General features: G+C 40.1%; 13 protein-coding genes and 1 tRNA gene. 12 read left to right on the top strand and 2 right to left on the bottom strand.

The features are described 5' to 3' along the window. The first annotated feature begins 22 nt into the window (after positions 1 to 22). Positions 23 to 829, top strand: coding sequence for a sugar phosphate isomerase/epimerase family protein (locus N8A89_RS01280; protein WP_281540635.1), 807 nt, complete (start codon positions 23 to 25; stop codon positions 827 to 829). Between the two features lie 88 nt (positions 830 to 917). Then, positions 918 to 2,522 carry a sulfatase family protein gene (locus N8A89_RS01275; protein ID WP_289644738.1) on the top strand — a complete coding sequence of 535 codons (1,605 nt, stop codon included), beginning with the start codon at positions 918 to 920 and terminating at the stop codon, positions 2,520 to 2,522. Positions 2,523 to 2,524: 2 nt separating this feature from the next. On the opposite strand, the gene N8A89_RS01270 is transcribed toward N8A89_RS01275, so the two are convergent. After that, positions 2,525 to 4,318 (bottom strand): arylsulfatase, encoded by a 1,794-nt coding sequence (locus tag N8A89_RS01270; protein ID WP_289644737.1) that lies wholly within the window; start codon positions 4,316 to 4,318, stop codon positions 2,525 to 2,527. A gap of 15 nt (positions 4,319 to 4,333) precedes the next feature. Continuing rightward, complete coding sequence (locus tag N8A89_RS01265; protein WP_289644736.1) at positions 4,334 to 5,455, bottom strand: glycoside hydrolase family 130 protein; 1,122 nt, start codon at positions 5,453 to 5,455, stop codon at positions 4,334 to 4,336. Positions 5,456 to 5,746: 291 nt separating this feature from the next. Between N8A89_RS01265 and N8A89_RS01260 the strand changes: the two genes are divergently transcribed. The 10 genes from N8A89_RS01260 to N8A89_RS01215 all read left to right on the top strand — a co-directional run bounded on the left by N8A89_RS01260 (position 5,747) and on the right by N8A89_RS01215 (position 22,587). Continuing rightward, positions 5,747 to 6,868 carry a serine hydrolase domain-containing protein gene (locus tag N8A89_RS01260; protein WP_281540632.1) on the top strand — a complete coding sequence of 374 codons (1,122 nt, stop codon included), beginning with the start codon at positions 5,747 to 5,749 and terminating at the stop codon, positions 6,866 to 6,868. Between the two features lie 78 nt (positions 6,869 to 6,946). After that, on the top strand, positions 6,947 to 7,663 hold the full coding sequence (locus N8A89_RS01255; RefSeq protein ID WP_281543320.1) for a M15 family metallopeptidase: 717 nt from the start codon (positions 6,947 to 6,949) through the stop codon (positions 7,661 to 7,663). Between the two features lie 11 nt (positions 7,664 to 7,674). Continuing rightward, positions 7,675 to 8,592 (top strand): alpha/beta hydrolase, encoded by a 918-nt coding sequence (locus tag N8A89_RS01250; RefSeq protein ID WP_281540631.1) that lies wholly within the window; start codon positions 7,675 to 7,677, stop codon positions 8,590 to 8,592. 60 nt (positions 8,593 to 8,652) lie between these two features. Next, positions 8,653 to 8,726 (top strand) — tRNA-Pro (locus N8A89_RS01245). Between the two features lie 741 nt (positions 8,727 to 9,467). Then, complete coding sequence (locus tag N8A89_RS01240) at positions 9,468 to 10,022, top strand: hypothetical protein (RefSeq protein WP_281540630.1); 555 nt, start codon at positions 9,468 to 9,470, stop codon at positions 10,020 to 10,022. A 745-nt stretch (positions 10,023 to 10,767) separates the two neighbouring features. After that, positions 10,768 to 13,962, top strand: a complete 3,195-nt coding sequence (locus N8A89_RS01235; RefSeq protein ID WP_289644735.1) for a glycoside hydrolase 5 family protein — start codon at positions 10,768 to 10,770, stop codon at positions 13,960 to 13,962. Between the two features lie 12 nt (positions 13,963 to 13,974). Further along, positions 13,975 to 15,381 (top strand): Ig-like domain-containing protein, encoded by a 1,407-nt coding sequence (locus N8A89_RS01230; RefSeq protein ID WP_281540627.1) that lies wholly within the window; start codon positions 13,975 to 13,977, stop codon positions 15,379 to 15,381. A gap of 24 nt (positions 15,382 to 15,405) precedes the next feature. Next, on the top strand, positions 15,406 to 16,236 hold the full coding sequence (locus tag N8A89_RS01225; RefSeq protein WP_281540626.1) for a glycoside hydrolase family 16 protein: 831 nt from the start codon (positions 15,406 to 15,408) through the stop codon (positions 16,234 to 16,236). 17 nt (positions 16,237 to 16,253) lie between these two features. After that, a complete protein-coding gene (locus N8A89_RS01220) occupies positions 16,254 to 19,034 on the top strand; it encodes a PKD domain-containing protein (RefSeq protein ID WP_281540625.1) in 2,781 nt (926 codons plus the stop codon). Positions 19,035 to 19,113: 79 nt separating this feature from the next. After that, positions 19,114 to 22,587 carry a hypothetical protein gene (locus N8A89_RS01215; RefSeq protein WP_289644734.1) on the top strand — a complete coding sequence of 1,158 codons (3,474 nt, stop codon included), beginning with the start codon at positions 19,114 to 19,116 and terminating at the stop codon, positions 22,585 to 22,587. The last annotated feature ends 97 nt before the right edge of the window (positions 22,588 to 22,684 follow it).

Raw genomic sequence — 22,684 nt, 5'->3', positions numbered from 1 at the left:
ACTTTGTCTAATAATATTGGTCATGCTGTTCGTTCAATGTGATGATGCAAATCATGAGATTCCCAAAATAGGAATACAACTCTACAGCCTCAGAAATGAATTCCCGAAAGATGTTCCGGGAACCTTCGCCCAAATAAGTGCATGGGGCATCAAATATTTGGAGGATGGGAACGATGGCACTTATGGTTATAGCATGGAGGAATATAAAAAAATGCTAGCGGATAATGACCTTGAAATGGTTAGCGTAAGCGCACCGTTTGAAGAACTGGAGTCCAGTCCTGAAACCGTCTTGGAAAGAGCACAAACGTACGAAGCTAAATATGTGGTATGTTTCTGGATCCCACATAATGGTACTGATTTTACACTGGAAGACACGGAAAAGGCAATTGAAGTCTTCAATAAGGCAGGAAAATTATTTTCTGAAAACGGAGTAACCTTGACCTATCACCCGCACGGCTATGAATTCAGACCATATCAAGATGAACTCCTGATGGATCATCTCATAAAAAATTCAGATTTTTTCGATTTTGAAATGGATATCTATTGGTTCGCACTCCCGGGGGAAGATTCTGTGGCTTGGTTAAAAAAATATCCGAATGAATTTAAGTTGATGCATCTTAAGGACTGTGAAAAAGGTGTAGGGATAAGTCATACTGGTGAATCCGATGTTGAAAATAATGTGGTACTTGGATCAGGTCAGGTGGATGTTGCCGGGTCGGTGCAGGAAGCAAAGAAGCTTGGTATGAAATATATATTCATTGAGGATGAATCTTCTAGGGTAACCGAGCAAGTACCTAAAAGTTTAGAATTTCTTAGAAGTCTAGACTAATTATCAGTCTTTTCGTCCCTATTTTTATTTTAACGAATAATTGTTTGAAAGTATGACTACATCCATATGCTACAAAAGTATATTAGTAATGGGTGTAATTCTACTTTTTTTAAGTTGTTCGGAGCACAAAGAGGAAGAAAGTACAGCCAACACTCGGCTCCCCAACATTATATGGTTAGTGGCCGAAGATCAGTCACCAGATTGGTTTCCTATGTACGGGGATAGTACAATATCTCTTCCCCATTTAGAGTCTTTAACACGGGATGGAATTCTTTTTACGAATGCCGTTTCACCTGTACCCGTTTGTGCACCTGCTAGAAGCGCTATTATAACAGGAATGTATCCTACTACATTGGGAACACATAATATGCGCACTTACAATGCCTACGCTAATGGTGAAAATCAGCCAAGTATTGGAATCCCCAGCTATTCACCTATGGTACCCGAGGGTGTGAAAATGTTTACCGAGTATCTCCGCAAAAAAGGATATTACACGTCCAATGGCCCTAAAGAGGATTATAATTTTGAAAAAACTGATGGGGCCTGGGATGAAAGTAGTAAAAATAGACATTGGCGAAAACGGAGGGCCGGACAACCGTTCTTTGCGGTCTTCAATTTTTCAGTTTGCCATGAATCTCAAGTATGGGCTAGGGCAAAGGATTCATTGTTAGTAAACCCTTCAAAGATAAAAGTACCACCCTATTTTCCAGATACTGAAATTGTTCGGCACGACTTGGCCGTGAACTATAGTAATCTGAAACGTTTGGATGACCAAATAGGTAGTGTTCTAGCGCAGCTTAAAGCAGATGGTCTTTACGAGGAAACCATAATCTTTTTTTACGGGGACCATGGTGGTCCTTTTCCCCGCTATAAGCGAGCACTTTATGATACAGGTCTTAAAGTGCCTATGATTATTAAATTATCGGGAAACGAGCGGCCTGGAACCAAGGACGACCGATTGATCAGTTTTGTTGATTTGGCACCAACCGCACTTTCCCTTGCAGGTATAGAACCACCAAAAGTGATGCAGGGAAGGGCACAATTGGGCACTTTTGCCACTAGAAAGAGCAAAAAGTATACTTATCATTCGTCAGATCGCTTCGATGAAATTTATGATCGCCTGCGCGCAGTTCGTTCCGAACGGTACAAGTACATCAAGAATTTTGATACCACGATTAGTCACGCGCTTGTAGTATCCTATAGAGAACAAATGCCAATGATGCGGGAGCTAAGAAATTTGTATGCCGTCAACGGATTAAACAAGAATCAAGCCCAATGGTTACATCCTCACAAACCTGCGGAAGAACTTTATGATTTAAAAGAAGACCCTTACGAGCTTAACAATTTGGCCTTGCTCCCTATAATGCAGGACACCCTTTTGCACTACAGGAATTTGTTGGACACTTGGATGGAGGAAACCAATGATCTTGGGAGCGTTCCCGAAAACGAATTGATAGATAAATGGATGCCTGATGGTCTGCAACCGCAGATACGGCCTTTGGAGCTAGAAGTCAAAGACTCCACAATAGCCTTGTTTTCCAAAACGAGAGATGCTACCATTGTTTGGAAACACCCAAAAGATTCTGTTTGGAATATTTATGTAGCGCCCTTAAACACCAACATTCACTTTGAAGCAAAAGCAGAAAGAATAGGATATAGGGATAGTGAACTTTTTCAATATGAAATCAATTAAAGTCAATCTAGCCTTCTGAACAAAAGTAATCGGACATCAGCAACACTTTTTCCATTCATTTCCAAAGCCTTCAGGGTTAAAATGCCCTTCCCTTTTTTTAACACCATTTTACCCAATTTCATAGGCACAAATTCTTTGACATAAGATTCCATTCGCGGAACTCTGTCATTCTCCATTCCAGTGAGTGCGGTATCATTGGACTCTTTTATCATAGTAGCAATTCTACTTTTATCCATATTCAATTCCAATATGGAACCAACGGAAGCGGGAGGGCAAGCATAATAGAGTTCCACTTCAAACGTGCCGTCGGCCACAACATCAATATCCCAGGTTATAGAGTCTTTTTCACTTATCCAATTCGTGAAAAAAGTATCGTTGGGAAAACGGTTACTTCTTTTAATTTCACCGTTTGGTGTACCATCACGGGCGGGTAATTGTGTGTACTTGTATTCTGGGTGTCCCACCGTAAAAGGACGAGTATCGTTTTCTTTTGTAATGGATAGGGTCTCCAAAAGCCAATTAGTTTTTTCCATTTCCAAAGAATCCTTAATCGTAGGATATACAGTGGCAACATCATTGGTTTGACCTAAATCTTCGGTCATATCGTATAAACGTCCTTCATCATCCAATCTGTAATTTTGGGTGCGTACGCTAGTTTTTCCATTCCAATGATTAAAGACGAGACGCTCATCCCACGATACATTGTCTTCAAATAGTAATGGACTTAGATTCTTTCCGTCTAGGGGCTTCTTCGTCTGCAAGACAACATTCGTCATGTCTGCCAATGTAGGGAGTAGGTCAATGGCACTCGCAATTTCTTTTATCAACTTTCCAGCAGGGATGGAGTCTTTCCATTGGATGTAGAAAGGAGTTCTAACTCCTCCCTCATCTACCCATCCTTTCTTGCCACGCATACCGCCGTTCCACCGAAATCCATTCGGCCCGTTGTCCGACAAGTATATGACTATTGTGTTTTCTTCTAGATTTAACTCCTGTAATTGTGAAATGATTCTACCAACATTAAAGTCAATATTTTCGACCATGGCCAATGCCGCTTTGGTAAATTTTAAATCTTCTTGCTCCTGACCATGATACAAATTTTCCAGCGGTTTGTCTTTAAACCGTTCCCAATAAGCATCTGGAACTTGCATGGGGCTATGCGGTGTGTTGTATGGAAGGTAAAGAAAAAAAGGTTGATCCTTATTCTTTTCAATAAATGCCAATCCTTTATCCGTAAGGTCATCAACTAGAAATCCGTTTCCTTTTACTATTGTACCGTTATGCTCCAACATTGGACTAAAATAATTTCCCCAATGCCCTGAAGCAAAACCGTAGAATTCATCAAATCCCCTGGCATTAGGGTGATAAGGTGGCTGCATGCCATTATGCCACTTCCCATAGGCTGCCGTTGCATAACCCGCAGACTTCAATACGTCCGCTAGCGTTGTCTCGTCTAGATTCAACCTTTCCCCACCTGAGGAGGTTTCGTAAACTCCTAAACGCGTAAAATGCCTACCGGTGAGGAGTTCCGCCCGAGTTGGCGAGCATACCGGTTGAACATAAAAGTTTTCAAACGAAGCCCCGTTTTTTGCCAATGCATCTATATTGGGTGTGCTGAGATTGGTATTGCCACTGCTACTCAAATCGCCCCAACCTTGGTCATCGGCCATAATGAGAACCACGTTTGGACCTTTCTTTGTGGCTGTGTCCATAGGCTCCTCTTTTCCTTTACAGGATTGGAAAACGAAGCTCAGAATGCAGCCCACTAAAATGATTCTTAAAAATGTAAAGTTCATGTTAGGCAAAATTACTTACTCTTTTATGGCCAAACCAACCATAGAGTCTGCAGTGCCGTAATAAAGAAACCACTTTTCCTTAAAATACACCAGACCTTCAATAAATGTCGTGCCCGCTGCATACTGTCCGCTAACTTCATGAGGTAAACTGGGACAGATGAATGGAGTTTCTAACCGGTCCAACATTTTACTTGGGTCGTTTTTATCAAACAAAACTTGTCCGCCGCAATAGGTTCCTTCGGGCACCGTTGTCGTTGCTCCTTCTCCGCTCAGGTTTTTTCCATTATACAGAAGTAAGATACCGTATTCGGTATAAAGAGCCGGTGGACCAGGTTCTGTCAGATGACTATCAAAATCATTCAATGTAGGCTTAAAAACATGTAGGAGTTCATCATTTTCATCCAATAGGGGTTCCCAACCAATTCCATCATCACTTTGTGCCAAGTTCACAAAAAGTTCACCCCAGTACATTTGATATTTTCCATTGATTTTTTTCGCAATGAGTCTGCCGTTCTTTAATTCGGTTACGATAGAACCGGATTTACTCCATACATCTAAAAATTTACCATCGTAAGCTTTTTCAAAAACAGGACCTTCTTTCGTCCAATTTTTTAAATCTTTGGATGTGGCGGATGACAAACGGGCAATATCCTTGTTCCAACTGGTATAGAGCATAATATAGTCTCCATCCGGAGTTTCGACGATTCGAGGGTCTTCAATTCCGCCCGGTTGGTCCCATTTTGCAAATTCATCATCACTAGGAAATAGAACGGGTTCAGGATATTTCTCAAAATTAATACCGTCCGTGCTGTATGCCAGACCAATTCGTGAAGTTCTATGCCCTAAAATGGCATCAGGATTATCTTCCGCACGAAATAATAGAAAGACGGTATCGTTCCGAACTATGGCCCCAGGATTGAAAACATCGGCTTTTTGCCATTGTACCTTCTTTTTGGAGACCGGGTCAGTGAAAACAAAGCTGGAGTCCGATTGCATTATTGGATTGATTTCGGTTTTTTCAAAACCCAGCATCCATTTATCATTAGAGACTACTGACGATTCGGCATCTATTTTTTTTTCTTCCTTACAGGAAAGCAGTACAAAGGAACAAAAGAAGTAAATGATAAGATTTTTCATAGATATAGGTAGGTTTAACAAGCGTCAATTTAATGATTACTAAGCTTTATATGAGGTTGTAGTTTCACATTTTCGTTCTTTTGAAGTCAACAAGATAAGCCTATTTTGTTTCATTTCAACTCTTCTTAATTTGTGGGTCAGAAGGAAATAGTATTAGATGCTTAAAAATTTAGAATGAGCTTTATTTTCATTAAATTCCACTATTATTGAGTCTCTAATTCCAAACATTTTTATGATGAGACTTATCTTTAAATCAAGAGGATGTATATGTTATTTCGAATGAATTGTCAAGTGGAAATAATACGAAAAATCATTCTTTTCCCTATTGGGACCTTTCTATTAGCTACTGCAATTTTAGGATGTAAAATGGAAAAGGAACCGTTAGAAATGGTTTTTCCTCAAGAAAATTGGGTAGAAAAATCGCCTGAGGAACTTGGTGTTGACCATGAAAAAATGACGGCGGCGTTGGAATATTTAGCTTCGGAATCTGGCGAGGACGGTTTGGACGAAGTTTTCATATCCATCAAAGGCTACTGTATTTACCGGGGTGATTCAATAAACAAGAAACATAATATTTATTCCTCCAGCAAATCCTTTACCAGCACGGTATTGGGTATTTTAACAGATAAGCAGAGTCTATCCGAAGAAACTTTTGCCAAGGAGATTGACACGGCTCTGGCTGCGTTGTACCCCGATGTACAGTTGAAACACTTTGCAAGTATGACCTCGGGGTATAGCGCTCAAGGTGCTACACGATGGGACGAAGTAAGTGAAGATTGGTCATGGACTCCTTATGCGATTGACACTCCGCTTTTTGCACCTGGTACAAAGTATGCTTATTGGGACGAGGCGCAAATGATGTTCGGTCGTTTATTGACCATACATACCGGTCGGACCCTTAAATCGGTTTTTGATGATGCCATAGGCAGAAAAATAGGATTGGGAGACTACGGCTGGGGAACGGAAAAAGAAGTAAACGGTATAGCAATTAATAACGGGTGTACCGGGGTTATGATAAATGCGGAACAACTGGCACGCTTTGGTCATTTTTACCTTAATAATGGAAATTGGAACGGGCAACAACTACTATCTAAGGATTGGATTAATAAAGCTACACAAAACCAAGTATTTACTGATGTTGTTGCAGAGACGGACAGGGATAATGTAGATGGTCGTGGTTGTTACGGTTACAACTGGTGGGTGAACGGTGTTATGCCCAATGGGGATTTGCATATGCCGGATGCACCCAAGTCTTTGTATTATGCTAGTGGTCTACATAATAATATGTGTTTTGTAATCCCTGAATGGGATATGGTTTTTGTCAGGAGAGGAGAGGATGGTAATCCGTTAAAGGGCAAGCCCTTTGTATATAATCATTTTTTTAAATTAATGGGCTTGGCAATAAACAACTAGCTGATTGCTCTAAATAATTAGAAATAGAAAATTTGTGCAATTAGAAATTTTCAATGGTTGTTCCTTATTTTTGAGGATATGAAACATTATGCCATCCTTCTATGTTGGTTTTCTCTTGTATTAGGTTGTAAGAACAGCACTGAAAAATCAGAGGGGAATAAGCCTATTAATCATACAGACACTGTTATAATAAACACTGAAGCTACAGATGAGAAGCCAGAGACTTTAAGAACTTTTGAAGGACTTTCGGATACTACATTCATTAGGCTTGCGGACTTTAGTAATCAGTTCGTCTATGATATGAGGTATGCGACGGAGAATAATTTTCTAAAGGCTAAGGTATATGACTGCCCAGAATGCTATACCCGTGTCAAAACGGCTAAGGCACTAATCGCTGCGAACGAGGAATTTGTTAAAAACGGTGTCAAAATCAAATTTTTTGATTGCTACCGGCCCAATTCCGTTCAATATAAAATGTGGGAAATTGTTCCCAATCCACAGTATGTAGCTAATCCCGTAAAGGGGTCCATACACAATAAGGGTGGAGCGGTAGACATAACACTGGTCACTTTGGACGGTGTGGAATTGGATATGGGAACCGATTTCGATTTCTTTGGGAAAAAAGCCTATCACGATAATACCGATCTTCCGCAAGATATTTTGGATAATCGGAAGCTTTTAAAAGAAACCATGGAAAAATATGGTTTTTGGTCCATTCGTACGGAATGGTGGCATTACAATCTTTCCGCTGCCTCAAACGATAAGGTGGCCAACTTTAAATGGCCGTGTGATTAAACTAATTCCTTATGAAAAATTATTTATCTGGTATTCTTATACTTTTTATTAGTGTTGTCTGTGCACAGGATACGATTATACCATTGTGGCCAAAGGACAAAATTCCTAATCGTATCGAGTCCAATGAAAAGGAAGAGCATAAGCGAAATGGAATATTACGTATAAGCAAGGTTCAAGAACCAACATTGGAAGTATTCCTACCTGCCAAGCAGAATACTACCGGTGAGGCCATGTTAATTTTTCCTGGTGGAGGCTATCAAATTTTGGCGTACGATTGGGAGGGAACTGATATTGCTAAATTTTTGAATGGAAAAGGGGTTACTGGAATTGTCGTGAAATATAGGTTGCCTTCCTCAATTTCACAGGTGGATAAACATCTGGTACCTCTCATGGATGCGCAACGCGCATTACGTATAGTAAGGAACATGGCTCCGGAATTTCATATTGATGTTACTAAAATTGGAATATTGGGCTTTTCTGCAGGGGGTCATTTAGCAGCGACTCTAGGAACTCATTTTAATGAAGAAGTTTATGCACCACTTGATGAGATTGATGAAGAGAGTGCTCGACCAGATTTTATGGCGTTGGGATACCCGGTAATAAGTTTTGGGTCTAAAACACACAGTGGCTCAAAGAACAATCTACTGGGAGAAAATCCGAGTACTGATTTGGTCACTTATTTCTCAAATGAAAAACAGGTTACCCCAAACACGCCGCCAACTTTTTTGTTTCATGCATCTGATGACGAGGGCGTACCAGTAGAAAATAGCTTGCTGTTTTACCGAGCCTTAAACGATAAAGGAGTATCTGCAACCCTTCATGTGTATCCCAAAGGGGGACACGGTTTTTCATTGGCCAGAAAAGATAAATATTTAAGGGGATGGACGGAACGCATGTTCGAGTGGATGGAGGCTTTGGACTTACCTTAATTTTTTCAACAAAAGATACAGGTTAATCTATTCTGCTTTTATATTTTTGCAATCCAATTTCGGGGTGTAGCGCAGTCCGGTAGCGCACTCGGCTGGGGGTCGAGTGGTCGCAGGTTCAAATCCTGTCACCCCGACTTAACTTTTTCCTATAGTTTCATAACGTTACAAATCAGCTGATTTGTAACGTTTTACTTTATAGGGGTAATGCGTAACCACTTTAAACACCTGATAAAAACCCGACGATGTTTAAATCAAAGGTAAGGACTGCCTCCTAATCTATTTTTTTGAGCTTTTATTCCGCAAATATTTTTTAATATGAATTACTATGTTACCAAATGGGTTCATGATGGATGGTTGGCTGAGAAAACAGGTACTTATGCTAAAACCTCAAAGAAGCAATAAAGATTTACATGGGGCGAGACTCTCAGAAAATCATTGAATAAGTTCTATCTATAATTAAGGAATCCATTTAGTCTAACTGGAAAATCTTGTTGCCATATCTATTTTTCAGGTTCTTGGATTTAGGTTGTAATTCGAGTAAATCCTTTATGTATTCATACCAATTAATAAGATTATTTTTCATTTATCTACTTGATTATTAATCCTTGATAATTAAATCGGTCCTTTCGGACAGTAAAACTGCTTATTCGTCCTTTTAAATGAAATCGCCTTTCTAAATAGATTATCTTTTATCTACTGAAGATAATATTTACAATCTAATTCTCCCTACTTCAGAAATTTCCCCATAATTATTTAAAATCCCCCTCATTGCTAAAGCTCACTGGTTAGTGAAGTTCCTCCCAAATTAGCTGCTACAAGGCAACTGTACCAGCATATTAATTTATTTAATCGTGTAACCCATTAAATTTATAATTATGAAAACAAAACGTAACAATGGCATGAAGGCAATTTTTAAATTATCCGTTTTAGCCACATTTATTTTAGCGGTGGTTTCTTGTTCCACGGAAGCTATAAGTGAGGACGGATTGACCGATTTTACAAGTACGACTGCAAAAGCTAAAAAGCCCCGACCTATTAAAAACAGTTTCATGGGATTCGATAGATTCGAAGACGGTGTACTTGTTGGGAATAGTTTTTCTGGAAACATTTCCCATGGAGGCAAATACACTGGAGAAGGCACTACTACAAATTTTTATTTCACCTCAGAATCGGAGGCTGTTCAAACAAGTGAGGACTTTATAGTTGTTGCCAATGGGGATAAAATATTTACCTCTTCAGAGGTTTTTATTACGTTTACTCCAGAATCCGTAATTGATGGGACTTATTCTTCGGGGACCTACGTTGGAGGTTTTGATTTCGTTGGCGGCACCGGTCGTTTTGAAGGGGCAACCGGAAGGATGGAAATGGATAACGGGGTTTTTGACTCAGGAGTAGCCCAGCATAATGCCGAGGGCACCATTACTTACTGATTTTCTTAACTTATTATAAAAAACCAGCTGTTTAAGCTGGTTTTTTGATTTTGTACATTCGAACATCATAATTTGGAGTACACTCCAACAATAGTTTATATGCTTGCTTGTCTATTTTGGAAACCCAAATTCCTGAAGTTGGACAGTCGGGTAGCACACTCGGCTGAGGGTCGAGTGGTCGCAGGTTCAAATCCTGTCACCCCGATATTATTAAGGCTTTTGTTTCTATAGAGAGTTTACTTTCTTAAGAAAACAAGAGCTTTACTTTTTTTATAGCTAAGCTATGTTTTCAATGAGTGTTAATGTGTGTAATATCTAAATCCTGTCAGCCCTACAATATGGAAAAGTGGATTTCGTTCTCAAATTACCTTTTTATTGAACACCGTCTCAAGAAGATTTTGTAAATGGATTGTAAAATGCTAGAAAGCGATATTTACTTTTCCTTACGGATATATTTTTTTTTAGCAATCCTAAAAAGAATTCCAGCCTAATGGCACACTAATATTTTTATTGGAGCTTTTTTCTATTTCTACATTTCAATTTTCCATACAGAAGGATACAATTTAAATTCGAATTCCTTGGCCGATAATTTTGTTTAATCTTTCTATTTCATAACACTATTTTATAGAATTAATCTTGAACAAAATTGCGAGCAAATTATCAATTACATAATTTACAAACCTTATAATTATCAATAACCTTTATTATACTTGTTTTTATTAAAGGTTTTACAAAAAATGATAAAATGAATAGCATCCAAAAAACACTGCTCAATCTCGTTTTCATCCTCTTTATTAGTTCGCTTTTTGCGCAATCAGATGAAGTTTCAGTATCAAATGGTGCAGATGGACAACGTCTAATTGTGGACGGTAAAAATTTTATGATTAACGGTATGAACTGGGATTATATTCCTATCGGAACTAATACCGTGAATGCTGATTTTTGGAATAAGTCGGACGACGTCATTAAGGCTGGCTTGGATACAGAGATGTCGCTCCTCAAAAACATGGGGGTCAATACCATACGACAGTACACAGGCGTACCGGCTAGATGGATAAAATACATTTACGAAAACTATGGTATTTATACTATGTTAAACCATTCTTTTGGGCGCTACGGTCTTACAATTGACGGGGTTTGGGTTGAAATTACCGATTACTCTAACCCTCGAACGCAAGAATTTCTTTTATCTGAAGTAGATAAACTCGCAAAGGACTATAAGGATACTCCAGGTTTACTAATGTATTTATTAGGCAACGAGAACAACTACGGACTTTTTTGGGCAGGAGCTGAAACCGAAGATTTTCCTGATGACGAGGAGGAAAAAAAATTCATTGGAGAACAAAGGGGTAGACCTATGTATCGTTTAATGAACGAAGCGGCAAAAATCATGAAGTCTGTGGATACCTCCCATCCAGTAGCTATCTGCAATGGTGATTTACTGTTTATAGATATAATTGCGGAGGAGTGCACCGATGTTGATATTTATGGAACCAATACCTACAGGGGAGTTTCCTTCGGCGATATGTTCCAAGTTGTAAAAGAGAAGTTGAACATTCCTGTAATGTTTACCGAATTTGGTGCAGATGCCTTTAACGCCGTTGATAACAAGGAAGATCAATATTCACAGGCCTTTTATATGGTTGGTAATTGGGAAGAAATTTATAAGAATGCAGCAGGTTTGGGTTTAGCGAACAACTCTATTGGAGGATTTACTTTTCAATTTAGCGACGGTTGGTGGAAGTTTGGTTTTGACGATAGAAAGAACGCCGACGTACACGACAACAATGCCTCTTGGTCTAATGGAGGCTACACTAGAGATTTGGCATCTGAGGGTGCTAATAATATGAACGAGGAGTGGTTTGGAATTACGGCCAAAGGCCAAACGAATGAGCGTGGTCTTTATGATTTATATCCACGCGCCGCTTATTACGCACTAAAGGAGGCACATCAATTGGACCCTTATGCTGACGGTGTTGATATAGATTTCATCACAAATTACTTTGATAATATAAGTTTAACGGAAGCTGTTCTAAAGGCGCGCGGTGATAAAGCTGCATTAACTTCGGAGAAGAGTAACTTATTACGAATCAGTAATCTTCAAGCTAGGCTGTCAACTTTTAGTACAGGTGGTAATCTTATTACCACACCAGATAATGCGGACCCAGATGATCCTAACACGTTTCCAAATGAATTGGGTTTTGATCACATGGAATCTTATTTCGTTGGGATTGAGGGAAACCCCGCACCCAACATGAGGGCGGAGGTCAACGTCAATATTGTAGGGAACGTGGCTCAAAACCCTATCAATGAAATTTTTTATGAAAACAATTCTCGTCCTATTGAGGTGAATACTGATCAGGGAAACGTGCTTGTTCAAGATGTAAATAGAATACGGATTTATCAAGCGGAATTTGAGTGGAACGCCAAAGAATTCGACTTAAGGGGATTTTACAGGACAGGTCACTATCATTGGGGTTACGAAGGCGATTTCTTCGGTTTTTATCCGGAGGCGAATTATGGGCCCAATCTTGATATTTACAATGGTGAGATTTTAGGGATGGAGGTTGATGGCAAAGGACCTTTGAAAGGTTTAAAAGCAGCTATTGGCCCACAGTTGTGGTGGGGAGCTAATCCTACGATCCTCTTTAAATATAACACCCATTTTGGTAAGCTTGGGGTAACAGGTATTTATCATAGAGATTTTGAAAGGGATGTTGTTTTGGATGACAATGGAAGACGAGTTTTAGACGTGAACCAAACACGCAGTGGGGTAATACCACCATGGCCTACGGAAAGGGCTTCTTTGGCTATAGCAAGGGAGTTTGGAAAATTTGAAATTGCTCTCGGGGGTATTTGGAGTGGAAGTCCATTGAACGGTATCGCCTTTCAAGATGTCCGGGGGACCCCAGGCGATTATGTTGTTTTTGAAGATAAAATACAATCAACGGACAATTGGGGAGGTAAAGTGAAAATTACTTACGAAGGGGGTAAATTCAATTGGTATGGACAAGCAGCGGCCATGGGTCTTATTGCTAATGGTGGTGCGGACCAAACACTGACCTTTACGGGATGGAAATTGAAAGATACAGGAAGTGGCAATCAAATGAACATATTGTCCGGTTTTACATATTCCACGGGGAATTTTCAAATTGCACCAAATTTTTTATGGCAAAAACCATTAGTAGACGCTATACCTAATGATGTTGAAGGCCCAGGACGTTTAAGAAATATTATTGACGACCCATTTTCTGTGAGGGCAAACCGTGAAACTGTTGGAGGTGAAATATTGCTGACCCTTGATCCAACCCCTGGTACATGGATGTACGAGTGGGATAACGATAGATCTGAAGATGCAAAGTTCGCCATGAATTTAGGATTTGTCTATAGACACCTTCCCACGGCTCAAGATGCCGCCATTGGATTCTTGGCAAATCGTACCTTTTTTGCATTTCCAAATTCCGCTCCCGCAGAAGACCTCTGGGAAGTACATTCAAGAATGGTTACTAAACCTCGTCGAGATTTAGGTCTGATAGGAAATTTTTATTACGGAAATGGTCAAGCCAATGGGGACAGTGATCGATTGATAAGGCGCTTTGGCGGGGATATTAGAATGATTTATAAGAAGTACAAACTCCAGTATACACAAAAAATCAACGATTGGGGACCCTATGACTATCATAGAGATTTCAATTTGACATATCCTGTACAATTGATGTTGGATATATCCACCACACTTGGTAAACCGGATTGGTTCATCTTACCTAGTACTCAGGTAGGTATTCGAGGAACATGGCGTTCATTAAATGAGTTTTCACCAAGATATCTTCCAAATAATGCTTTAGAATTTGCTACAGAACCTATTATAAGTCCCGTTGGTTTTGGTAATGGTAGTGAGTGGGAAATAATGACTTATGTACATATCAATATTGGGAAATAAAAAGATAAGAAAATGAAAAATATAAATTGTATCAACTTACGCTTTATTGTTCTTTTAAGCTTGGTAATTGCTGTTTTTTCCGGTTGCGAAAGAGATTTTTCTGATGATGTAGAGTTTGCGGAATTCCCACCCAATGGTGATGTTTTTTTAGATGCATTTTCGGCAGGATTAAATTACTTTCCGTTTGTAGACGCTGGTGCGGACCCTGAAGCCTTTAGTCTAGAAACAGAGGAAGTATTTGAAGGGGATGCAGCCATGCGATTTGATGTTCCGGCTTTTGGAAATGGGTTCGTTGGAGCTACATTTAATACTACGGCCAATAGGAATCTCTCAGGTTTTGATGCGCTTACATTTTATGCAAAGGCCTCTCAAGCTGCAACTATAAATGAGATAGGATTTGGTATCGATGGAAATACCAATAACAAGTTTCAAGTATCACTGAGTAATTTAGGTGTCAGTACCAGATGGCAAAAATATGTGGTTCCAATTCCTGATGCTTCCATGCTCACTAACGAAGTAGGGTTGTTTTGGTTGGCAGAGGGCGCCTCTTTTCAAGGTGATGAAGGCGGTTATGTACTATGGTTTGACGAAATTAAATTTGAAAAACTGGGTACGGTTGCGCAACCTAGGCCTGCAATGTTTCTTGGCCAAGATGTTACAGAACAAACGTTCACAGGCTCTAGCTTAACTATAAGTGGTTTGACACAAACGTTTAATTTAGAGTCAGGAGAGAACAGAACAGTGAATGCTGCTCCATCTTACTTTAGTTTTCAATCTTCTGACAATGAGGTGGCTAGGGTAAATGAACTGGGTGAAGTATCAGTTGTTGGTGAGGGTACAGCAGAAATAACAGCGTTGTTAGGTGGAGTATTGGCACAAGGTTCATTGACCATTATCGCAGGTGGAAGTCTTGCTTCTGCTCCAACACCAACCCGACCACAGGCCAATGTGAAATCAATATTCAGTGATGCATATGCAAAAGAAACTGAAATTAATATTGCCCCTGATTTTGGAGGTTCGACTACAGAGGCATCTATTTCCTCGTCAAATGGAGACGATGTATTAATTTATTCTAATAATAATTTTACCGGAATTGTTTTTGGAAATACAGTAGACGCCTCTGAGCTAACCTTTTTACATGTTGATGTATATGTTCAAGAAGCAGGTGTTGAAGTTGGCATTCAAATAAGGGATGTTGGTGCAAACCAAATATTGGAAACTGATCCCGCTACTGGTAATCCTATTGTAGATGATAAGGATAAAAGGTTTACTGCCACTGGTTTAATACCAGGACAGTGGGTCTCTTTTGATATCCCTCTTGATGGTGATATTGCTACTCAGAAAAATAATATTGGAGCTTTAATAATAACCGATGGCCCAAATTTCATTTTGGACAATATATATTTCTACCAGGAATAATTGCCTTATTAAGTATAAAGTAAGATGAATAGAAAAAATATGACACAATATAGGAATACAATTTTGAGCTTAATGGTCCTGTTTCTAGCTAGCTGTGAAACGGAAGACACTCAGACGGTCACCACATTTACGGAATTAGTCTTAGCTGAAGAGTTTGATGTTGATGGTCCGGTGAATGCATCGGTTTGGGGATATGACATTGGAACAGGTGAGAACGGTTGGGGCAACAATGAGCTACAGTATTACACGGATAGGCGTGAAAACGTAACTGTCCAGAACGGAAAACTACTAATTACTGCTCAACAAGAATCTTTCGAAGGTTCAAATTTTACTTCGGCAAGATTGATTACAAAGGATAAGTTTGAACAACGTTACGGTCGTTTTGAGGCAAGAATAAGATTGCCTTATGGGCAGGGTATTTGGCCAGCATTTTGGATGCTGGGTGCGGATATTGACGAGAATCCATGGCCAGGAGCAGGTGAAATAGATATTATGGAATATCGTGGGCAAAACCCTTCGGTTTTGATTGGAAGTGTTCATGGTCCTGGATATAATGGAGGCAACGCTATATCTAAAGAATATATATTGGAGAATGATCGCTTCGATACTGGTTTTCACATCTTTGGCGTAGAATGGGGACCAGAATATGTCAACTTTTATGTGGACGATGTACTCTACAACCAAATAACTCCCGAAGATGTTACAGGTGACTGGGTATTTGATAAGCCATTCTTTATTCTAATGAATCTTGCTGTTGGCGGAACTTTCGTAGGTCCACCTAATGCAGAAACAGTTTTTCCTCAGACAATGGTAGTAGACTATGTGAGGGTATATGATTATAACGAACTCAACTAAAAACAAATAAAATACTAATGGAACAATTATTAAAAAAAGCCAAGCTTATTACAATACTTTTGTTGATAATCTCCTTTCAAGGTTGCGATGAGGATGATGTAGTCTTACCACAGGTCATTGCTGATTTTACCTATACGTTAAACTCGACCTCCGGTACGGTCACTTTCATCAATACTTCAGAAGAGGCCAATTCCTACAAATGGGATTTTGGAAATGGGGAGACTTCCACCGAGATAAATCCGATTAGAACATTTGCAACAGGCACGTATACGGTTAGTCTTGAAGTTAGGAATTTAGCTGGTTCTACCGATACTTTCCAAAGTGAAATAACGGTAACTATTCCAGAAGATGTCCTGTTGCCCATTGATTTTGATGGTACCAATGTGGCTTACGGTGACATTGTGGGTGATAACATCGGCTTCTCAGTAGTGGCAAACCCTGAAACCGGTAATGGAAATGACACAAATGTTGGACAAATGGAAACCGGTGGTGGTCAATTCCAAAATGTACAATTCCCGTTAGGAACTGCTGTGGACTTCAGCGGTGATAATAAGACAATTCAACTGGAGTTATTCGCATCAATAGCAATCGATGTTTTGGTCAAGTTTGAGGACGGTGCTGCCGGAGCGCGGGATGTAGAGGTTTTAACTACCCATACCGGTTCAGGTTGGGAAACCTTAAGTTTTGACTTTGCAACTAATGGAGTCGCCAGTTTTATTCAAGATGATCCCCAAAATGGCCAGGCGTTGGTTCCAGTTGGCCAATATAATGGCATGGTATTGTTTATAGGGTTCAATGCCGACCCAGGAGTTGAGGGCACTTTCTATGTAGATAATATTGCTCAAACCCAGGATGATGGTGGTGGCATGGCCACGGAACCAACCACTGCCGCACCGGCACCGACCCAAGATGCTGCAGACGTTACTTCGGTGTTCAGCAATGTGTATACCAATGTGGCAGGTACGAACGCCAGGGCATTTGGAAACGATGGCGGTGCCACGTTCACCGAGATTCAAGTTGTCGGCGATGACGTGTGGAGTTATGCCAATACCAATTTTGTTGGGCTACAGAACGATACAGGTTTTGATGGAAGGACCAACTTCAGTATGGATATTTGGGTGGCCGAGGATATTTCGTTCAGGGCCGGTCTCATTTCCTTTACCGATCCCGTTTCCCGGGAGGACGTAGAGGTCAACCTGACAGGTGGCCAATGGACCAACATAGACGTGGCCCTTGCGGACTTGGTACCCTCACTCGGAAGTGAAGGACCGTTACCGGACAACCCAACGATCAACCAGATCATCTTTGACGTTTTGGGTGATGGCGTAGAGGCTAACATCTTCGTGGACAACGTAATTTTCTATACTGATGATGGTGGTGGCATGGCCACGGAACCAACCACGGCCGCACCGGCACCGACCCAAGATGCTGCAGACGTTACTTCGGTGTTCAGCAATGTGTATACCAATGTGGCAGGTACGAACGCCAGGGCATTTGGAAACGATGGCGGTGCCACGTTCACCGAGATTCAAGTTGTCGGCGATGACGTGTGGAGTTATGCCAATACCAATTTTGTTGGGCTACAGAACGATACAGGTTTTGATGGAAGGACCAACTTCAGTATGGATATTTGGGTGGCCGAGGATATTTCGTTCAGGGCCGGTCTCATTTCCTTTACCGATCCCGTTTCCCGGGAGGACGTAGAGGTCAACCTGACAGGTGGCCAATGGACCAACATAGACGTGGCCCTTGCGGACTTGGTACCCTCACTCGGAAGTGAAGGACCGTTACCGGACAACCCAACGATCAACCAGATCATCTTTGACGTTTTGGGTGATGGCGTAGAGGCTAACATCTTCGTGGACAACGTAATTTTCTACACTGCCGATGGTGGAGGTTCTGGAGGTACAAAAAGTCCATTCTGTCTTACTCAGGTACAGGCGTTTGGTGGTGATGCCGGTTCGGATATTCTTTTATCGGTATTCAATGTCGATGCACAAACCATGCGTATAGAAATTGAATCAGCTGATGGAGACCCTGTCGACACCTTAGTTTTCCCCGCCGGGGATTGGAACCCGGTTCCTGGAATTTCATCCGCACCTGCAGAAGTGTCACCAGGAGTTTGGGCTGGAGAATTCTTTTATGGAGGAGGTGCACCGGCTAATGTTGAGTTCAACATTTTATGGAGCAAGGTTTCTTTTGGCGGAAATTGGAGTTTGAATGCTCCAGGAAATCTCTCCATGGTACCTTTTGATGCTACTTGTGACACCTCTGGTGAAGGTGGTACAGGCGGTGTCGCTGCATTTTCTTCTTTACCTGCAGATTTTGAAAATGGAGAAGAATTCAGTGCTGTTTTTGAATCTGCAAGCGTTAGTGGTTCTATTACCGCGAATCCGGTATCAGGAGGTATTAATACATCAGCAAATGTATATACTTTCAACAAACCTGCAGGAACAGAATTTTATGGAGGTATGGAAAATGTTTTTGCTTCACCATTAGATTTGACAACGACCAGAACATTTAAGGTCAAGGTGTACTCTACAAAACCAAATGCAGTATTTCAGTTCGAACTGCAAAGAAGACCGACGGATTCAGGCATTCCAAATTATAGCTTACAACAAACAGTAACCAATGCGAATGAATGGGTGGAGTTAACTTTTGATTTTGGAGCTGTAGTTCCAGGTAGTTTTGATCCAAATATTTATAACACTATTGTTATAATACCTGATTTTGATTCAGGAAATGATCCAACAAGTACGTCGGAAACCTATTATTTAGATGATTTAATTTTGGAATAGAGGAGGAATTATTAAAATAATTTATAGATTGGCAAAACGCTTAATTTTGTCAATCCATTCCATAATACCATAAAATTTAATGTCCGAAAATAAATTATTCATAGGTAATTCTAGATTAACTACTTCACAAAAGGAAATCAAAGGAGAATTGGTAACGTTCGACAACGAAAATTACTACAAGATTTCCAATTATGACGCCATGCGTTCATTTTTCATGAGCATTGTAAGTGATTCAGATCATTGGATGTTTATCTCTAGTAACGGGGGGTTATCAGCTGGGCGCAAGAATGCGGAACATGCACTTTTCCCATACTATACAGATGATAAAATTACCGAATCTTCTGAAATCACGGGGAGTAAAAGTATTTTTATTGTAGATGATGGGGAACGGAAAAGTCTATGGGAACCATTTTCTATTAGAAATAAGGGCATTTACAATACACAAAATAATCTTTACAAAAATAGCTACGGTAACCGGATAATATTCGAAGAAGTAAATGAGGATTTGGGTCTAACCTTCAGGTATCAATGGAACAATAGTGATGCCTATGGTTTTGTCAAAAAATCGCGTCTGATCAATCACGCTGAAAAAAGTCTTGAGGTTTCTTTTTTAGATGGAATCCAGAACATTGTTCCTTTCGGTGTAGGAAGTACGATTCAGAACCAATCCAGTAATCTGGTGGATGCCTATAAGAAGAACGAGCTGGAAGCGAAAAGTGGTTTGGGAATATATGCCTTGAGTGCCATTATCGTTGATAAGGCCGAGCCTAGTGAGGCCTTAAAAGCTACTATAGTGTACGCACTGGGCTTAGGGAACAAGAAGCACCTGGTTTCTTCACTACAACTAGCGGATTTTCGAAAGGGTAAAAATCTAGAGCAGGAAACTGATGTCAGGGCAGAAAAGGGGGCTTATTTTGTGAATACGACCATTACCCTGTCTGAATCCGAAGAGAAGGAATGGATGATTGTAGCTAACATCGATCAGGACCATTCCAATGTGGCGGCCATTACTGCTTCATTGCAAAATGATTCAGATTTTGAAAAGAAAGTATTGCAGGATATTCATGAAGGGACAAAAAATTTAATACAGCTTACTGCTGCGGCCGACGGTTTGCAATCGACTGCCGATAATTTTAGGGATAATCGTCATTTTTCCAATACGCTCTTTAATATTATGAGAGGTGGAATCTTTGATAATAACTATCAAATTGAAAAATGGGATTTTAAGAATTATTTGCAAAAAGCAAATAAACAAACTTTTGAAGCGTGTGCCTCTGTAATCGAACAATTACCGGATACCTTTTCTTTGAGTCATTTGAGGAAACTTACAGATGAAGTAACCGACAGTAATTTTAAACGTCTTTCCATTGAGTACATGCCATTGAAATTCAGTCGCCGTCATGGCGATCCAAGTAGGCCGTGGAATCGTTTCTCCATCAATACAAGGAATGAGGAGGACGGTTCAAAGGTGTTGGATTATGAAGGAAACTGGCGCGATATTTTTCAGAATTGGGAGGCCTTGTCCTATTCCTTTCCAGAGTTTACCGAAAGCATGATTCATAAATTTCTCAACGCGTCCACGTTCGATGGGTATAATCCATACCGGGTAACGAAGGATGGGTTCGATTGGGAAGCCATTGAGGAAGATGACCCTTGGTCCTATATCGGCTATTGGGGGGATCACCAGATTATTTACCTATTGAAGTTTTTAGAATTTATCGAGAAAGAGACCCCTGGTAAATTGGCCACCTACTTTAATCAGGACATTTTTGTGTATGCCAACGTGCCCTATAAAATTAAAAGCTATAACGAGATTCTCAGAAACCCAAAGGATACCATCGAGTTCGATGAGTCGTTGGACCATAAGATTCGAGTGGAACGGGAAAAATTGGGTGCCGATGGCGCGCTGTTGGGAGCAATTGACAATTCTATATTTAAAGTCAACTTTATAGAGAAGATATTAGCGACCGTGCTATCCAAAATGTCCAATTTTATCCCCGAGGGCGGTATATGGATGAATACGCAACGGCCGGAGTGGAACGATGCCAATAATGCCCTAGTGGGTAACGGGGTGTCCATGGTCACGCTATATTATCTGAGACGCTTTCTAACCTTTTTCAATGGAATATTGGAACATCAATCGGTTACAAATATTAATGTCTCTGAAGAAATGGTCCTATTCTTCAATGCTGTCAAAAAAACACTCGATTCGTCAAAAGGAATATTAAACGATGATATATTAGATTCGGATCGGAAAAAGGTAATGGATGGTCTAGGTGAAGCAGGAAACGAATTCAGGAATAGCATTTATGATAAATCCTTTTCGGGAAAAAAGAAGCAAATTTCATTGCAGGAAATCAAGAGCTTCTTGAAAACTGCTATTAGCTACCTCGAACAGTCCATAGATGCAAATAAACGAGGTGATCATATGTACCACGCCTATAATCTAATGACCGTCAAAAATGATAAAGAAGTAGGTATTTCTTATTTGGAGGAGATGCTAGAGGGGCAAGTAGCCGTTTTAAGTAGCGGTTATCTTTCACCCAGTCAGTCGTTAAAAGTTTTAGACGGATTAAAAGATAGTGCGCTGTTCAGGGAAGATCAATACAGTTATCTCTTATATCCCAATAAACAATTAAACCGTTTTACCCAAAAAAATACGATTCCCGAGAAAGTAGTAGCAAAATCCGAATTGATAAAGGTTTTGATTGGAGATAACAACGCTAAAATCGTAAAAAAGGATGTAGAAGGTAAGGTTCACTTTAACGGGAACTTTAATAATGCCGGTAGTTTAGAGAATGCTTTGGACGACTTGAAGGGTTCCAAGTACGAAGCTTTAGTGAAGAAAGAGCGCGATGTGCTATTTAAAGCTTTTGAAGAAGTCTTCAATCATAAGGCGTTCACGGGCAGGTCCGGAACATTTTACGGGTATGAGGGCCTAGGTTCCATTTATTGGCATATGGTTTCTAAACTTCAGTTAGCAGTGCAAGAATGCTGTTTGGACGCTATACAGGGAGATGCAGGAGCTGAAGTTGTGGGCCGCTTGTTGGCCCATTACTATGAAATCAATGAAGGAATTGGGGTACACAAATCCCCATCGTTATATGGAGCTTTTCCAACCGACCCCTATTCACATACGCCAGGCGGTAAAGGTGCGCAGCAGCCGGGAATGACAGGGCAGGTAAAAGAGGATATCATTAGTAGGTTCGGGGAGCTTGGGGTATTTCTACGAAACGGTCAACTTACCTTTCATCCTGTCATGCTTAGAAAGGATGAGTTTTTACTTGATTCTAAAGATTTTGAATATGTAGATATAAATCAAAAAGAACAAACGATTCATCTAGAAAAGGGAAGCCTTTGTTTTACTTTTTGTCAAATCCCAATGGTTTATGAACTAGCGGATAAGGAAGAAGTATTGGTAAAGTTTAACGACAGCAGTACAACCGTTTTCCAAAAACTGGAATTAGATAAAAAGACCAGTAAAAAGGTATTTAGAAGAACAGGAGAGGTAATGGAAATAAGAATTCAGTTGAAAGAGAAAAATTTAAGATGACGAGGTTTTTTAAATTTTATAAAGTTTTAATGCTACTTGTAATACTTGTTGCATTAAATTGTTGCGAAACAAAAAAAACCAAAACCAACTTAAAAGC

The organism is Maribacter aestuarii, assembly GCF_027474845.2.
Lineage (GTDB): Bacteria > Bacteroidota > Bacteroidia > Flavobacteriales > Flavobacteriaceae > Maribacter > Maribacter aestuarii.
This window is presented reverse-complemented; position numbering and strand designations above follow the sequence as displayed.

Bases quoted from the DNA above. Each gene is read 5' to 3' on its own strand.
- N8A89_RS01265 (WP_289644736.1), bottom strand. From the start codon at position 5,455: ATGAAAAATCTTATCATTTACTTCTTTTGTTCCTTTGTACTGCTTTCC.
- N8A89_RS01235 (WP_289644735.1), top strand. From the start codon at position 10,768: ATGAATAGCATCCAAAAAACACTGCTCAATCTCGTTTTCATCCTCTTT.
- N8A89_RS01250 (WP_281540631.1), top strand. From the start codon at position 7,675: ATGAAAAATTATTTATCTGGTATTCTTATACTTTTTATTAGTGTTGTC.
- N8A89_RS01240 (WP_281540630.1), top strand. From the start codon at position 9,468: ATGAAAACAAAACGTAACAATGGCATGAAGGCAATTTTTAAATTATCC.
- N8A89_RS01275 (WP_289644738.1), top strand. From the start codon at position 918: ATGGGTGTAATTCTACTTTTTTTAAGTTGTTCGGAGCACAAAGAGGAA.
- N8A89_RS01230 (WP_281540627.1), top strand. From the start codon at position 13,975: ATGAAAAATATAAATTGTATCAACTTACGCTTTATTGTTCTTTTAAGC.
- N8A89_RS01270 (WP_289644737.1), bottom strand. From the start codon at position 4,318: ATGAACTTTACATTTTTAAGAATCATTTTAGTGGGCTGCATTCTGAGC.
- N8A89_RS01220 (WP_281540625.1), top strand. From the start codon at position 16,254: ATGGAACAATTATTAAAAAAAGCCAAGCTTATTACAATACTTTTGTTG.
- N8A89_RS01280 (WP_281540635.1), top strand. From the start codon at position 23: ATGCTGTTCGTTCAATGTGATGATGCAAATCATGAGATTCCCAAAATA.
- N8A89_RS01255 (WP_281543320.1), top strand. From the start codon at position 6,947: ATGAAACATTATGCCATCCTTCTATGTTGGTTTTCTCTTGTATTAGGT.
- N8A89_RS01225 (WP_281540626.1), top strand. From the start codon at position 15,406: ATGAATAGAAAAAATATGACACAATATAGGAATACAATTTTGAGCTTA.
- N8A89_RS01215 (WP_289644734.1), top strand. From the start codon at position 19,114: ATGTCCGAAAATAAATTATTCATAGGTAATTCTAGATTAACTACTTCA.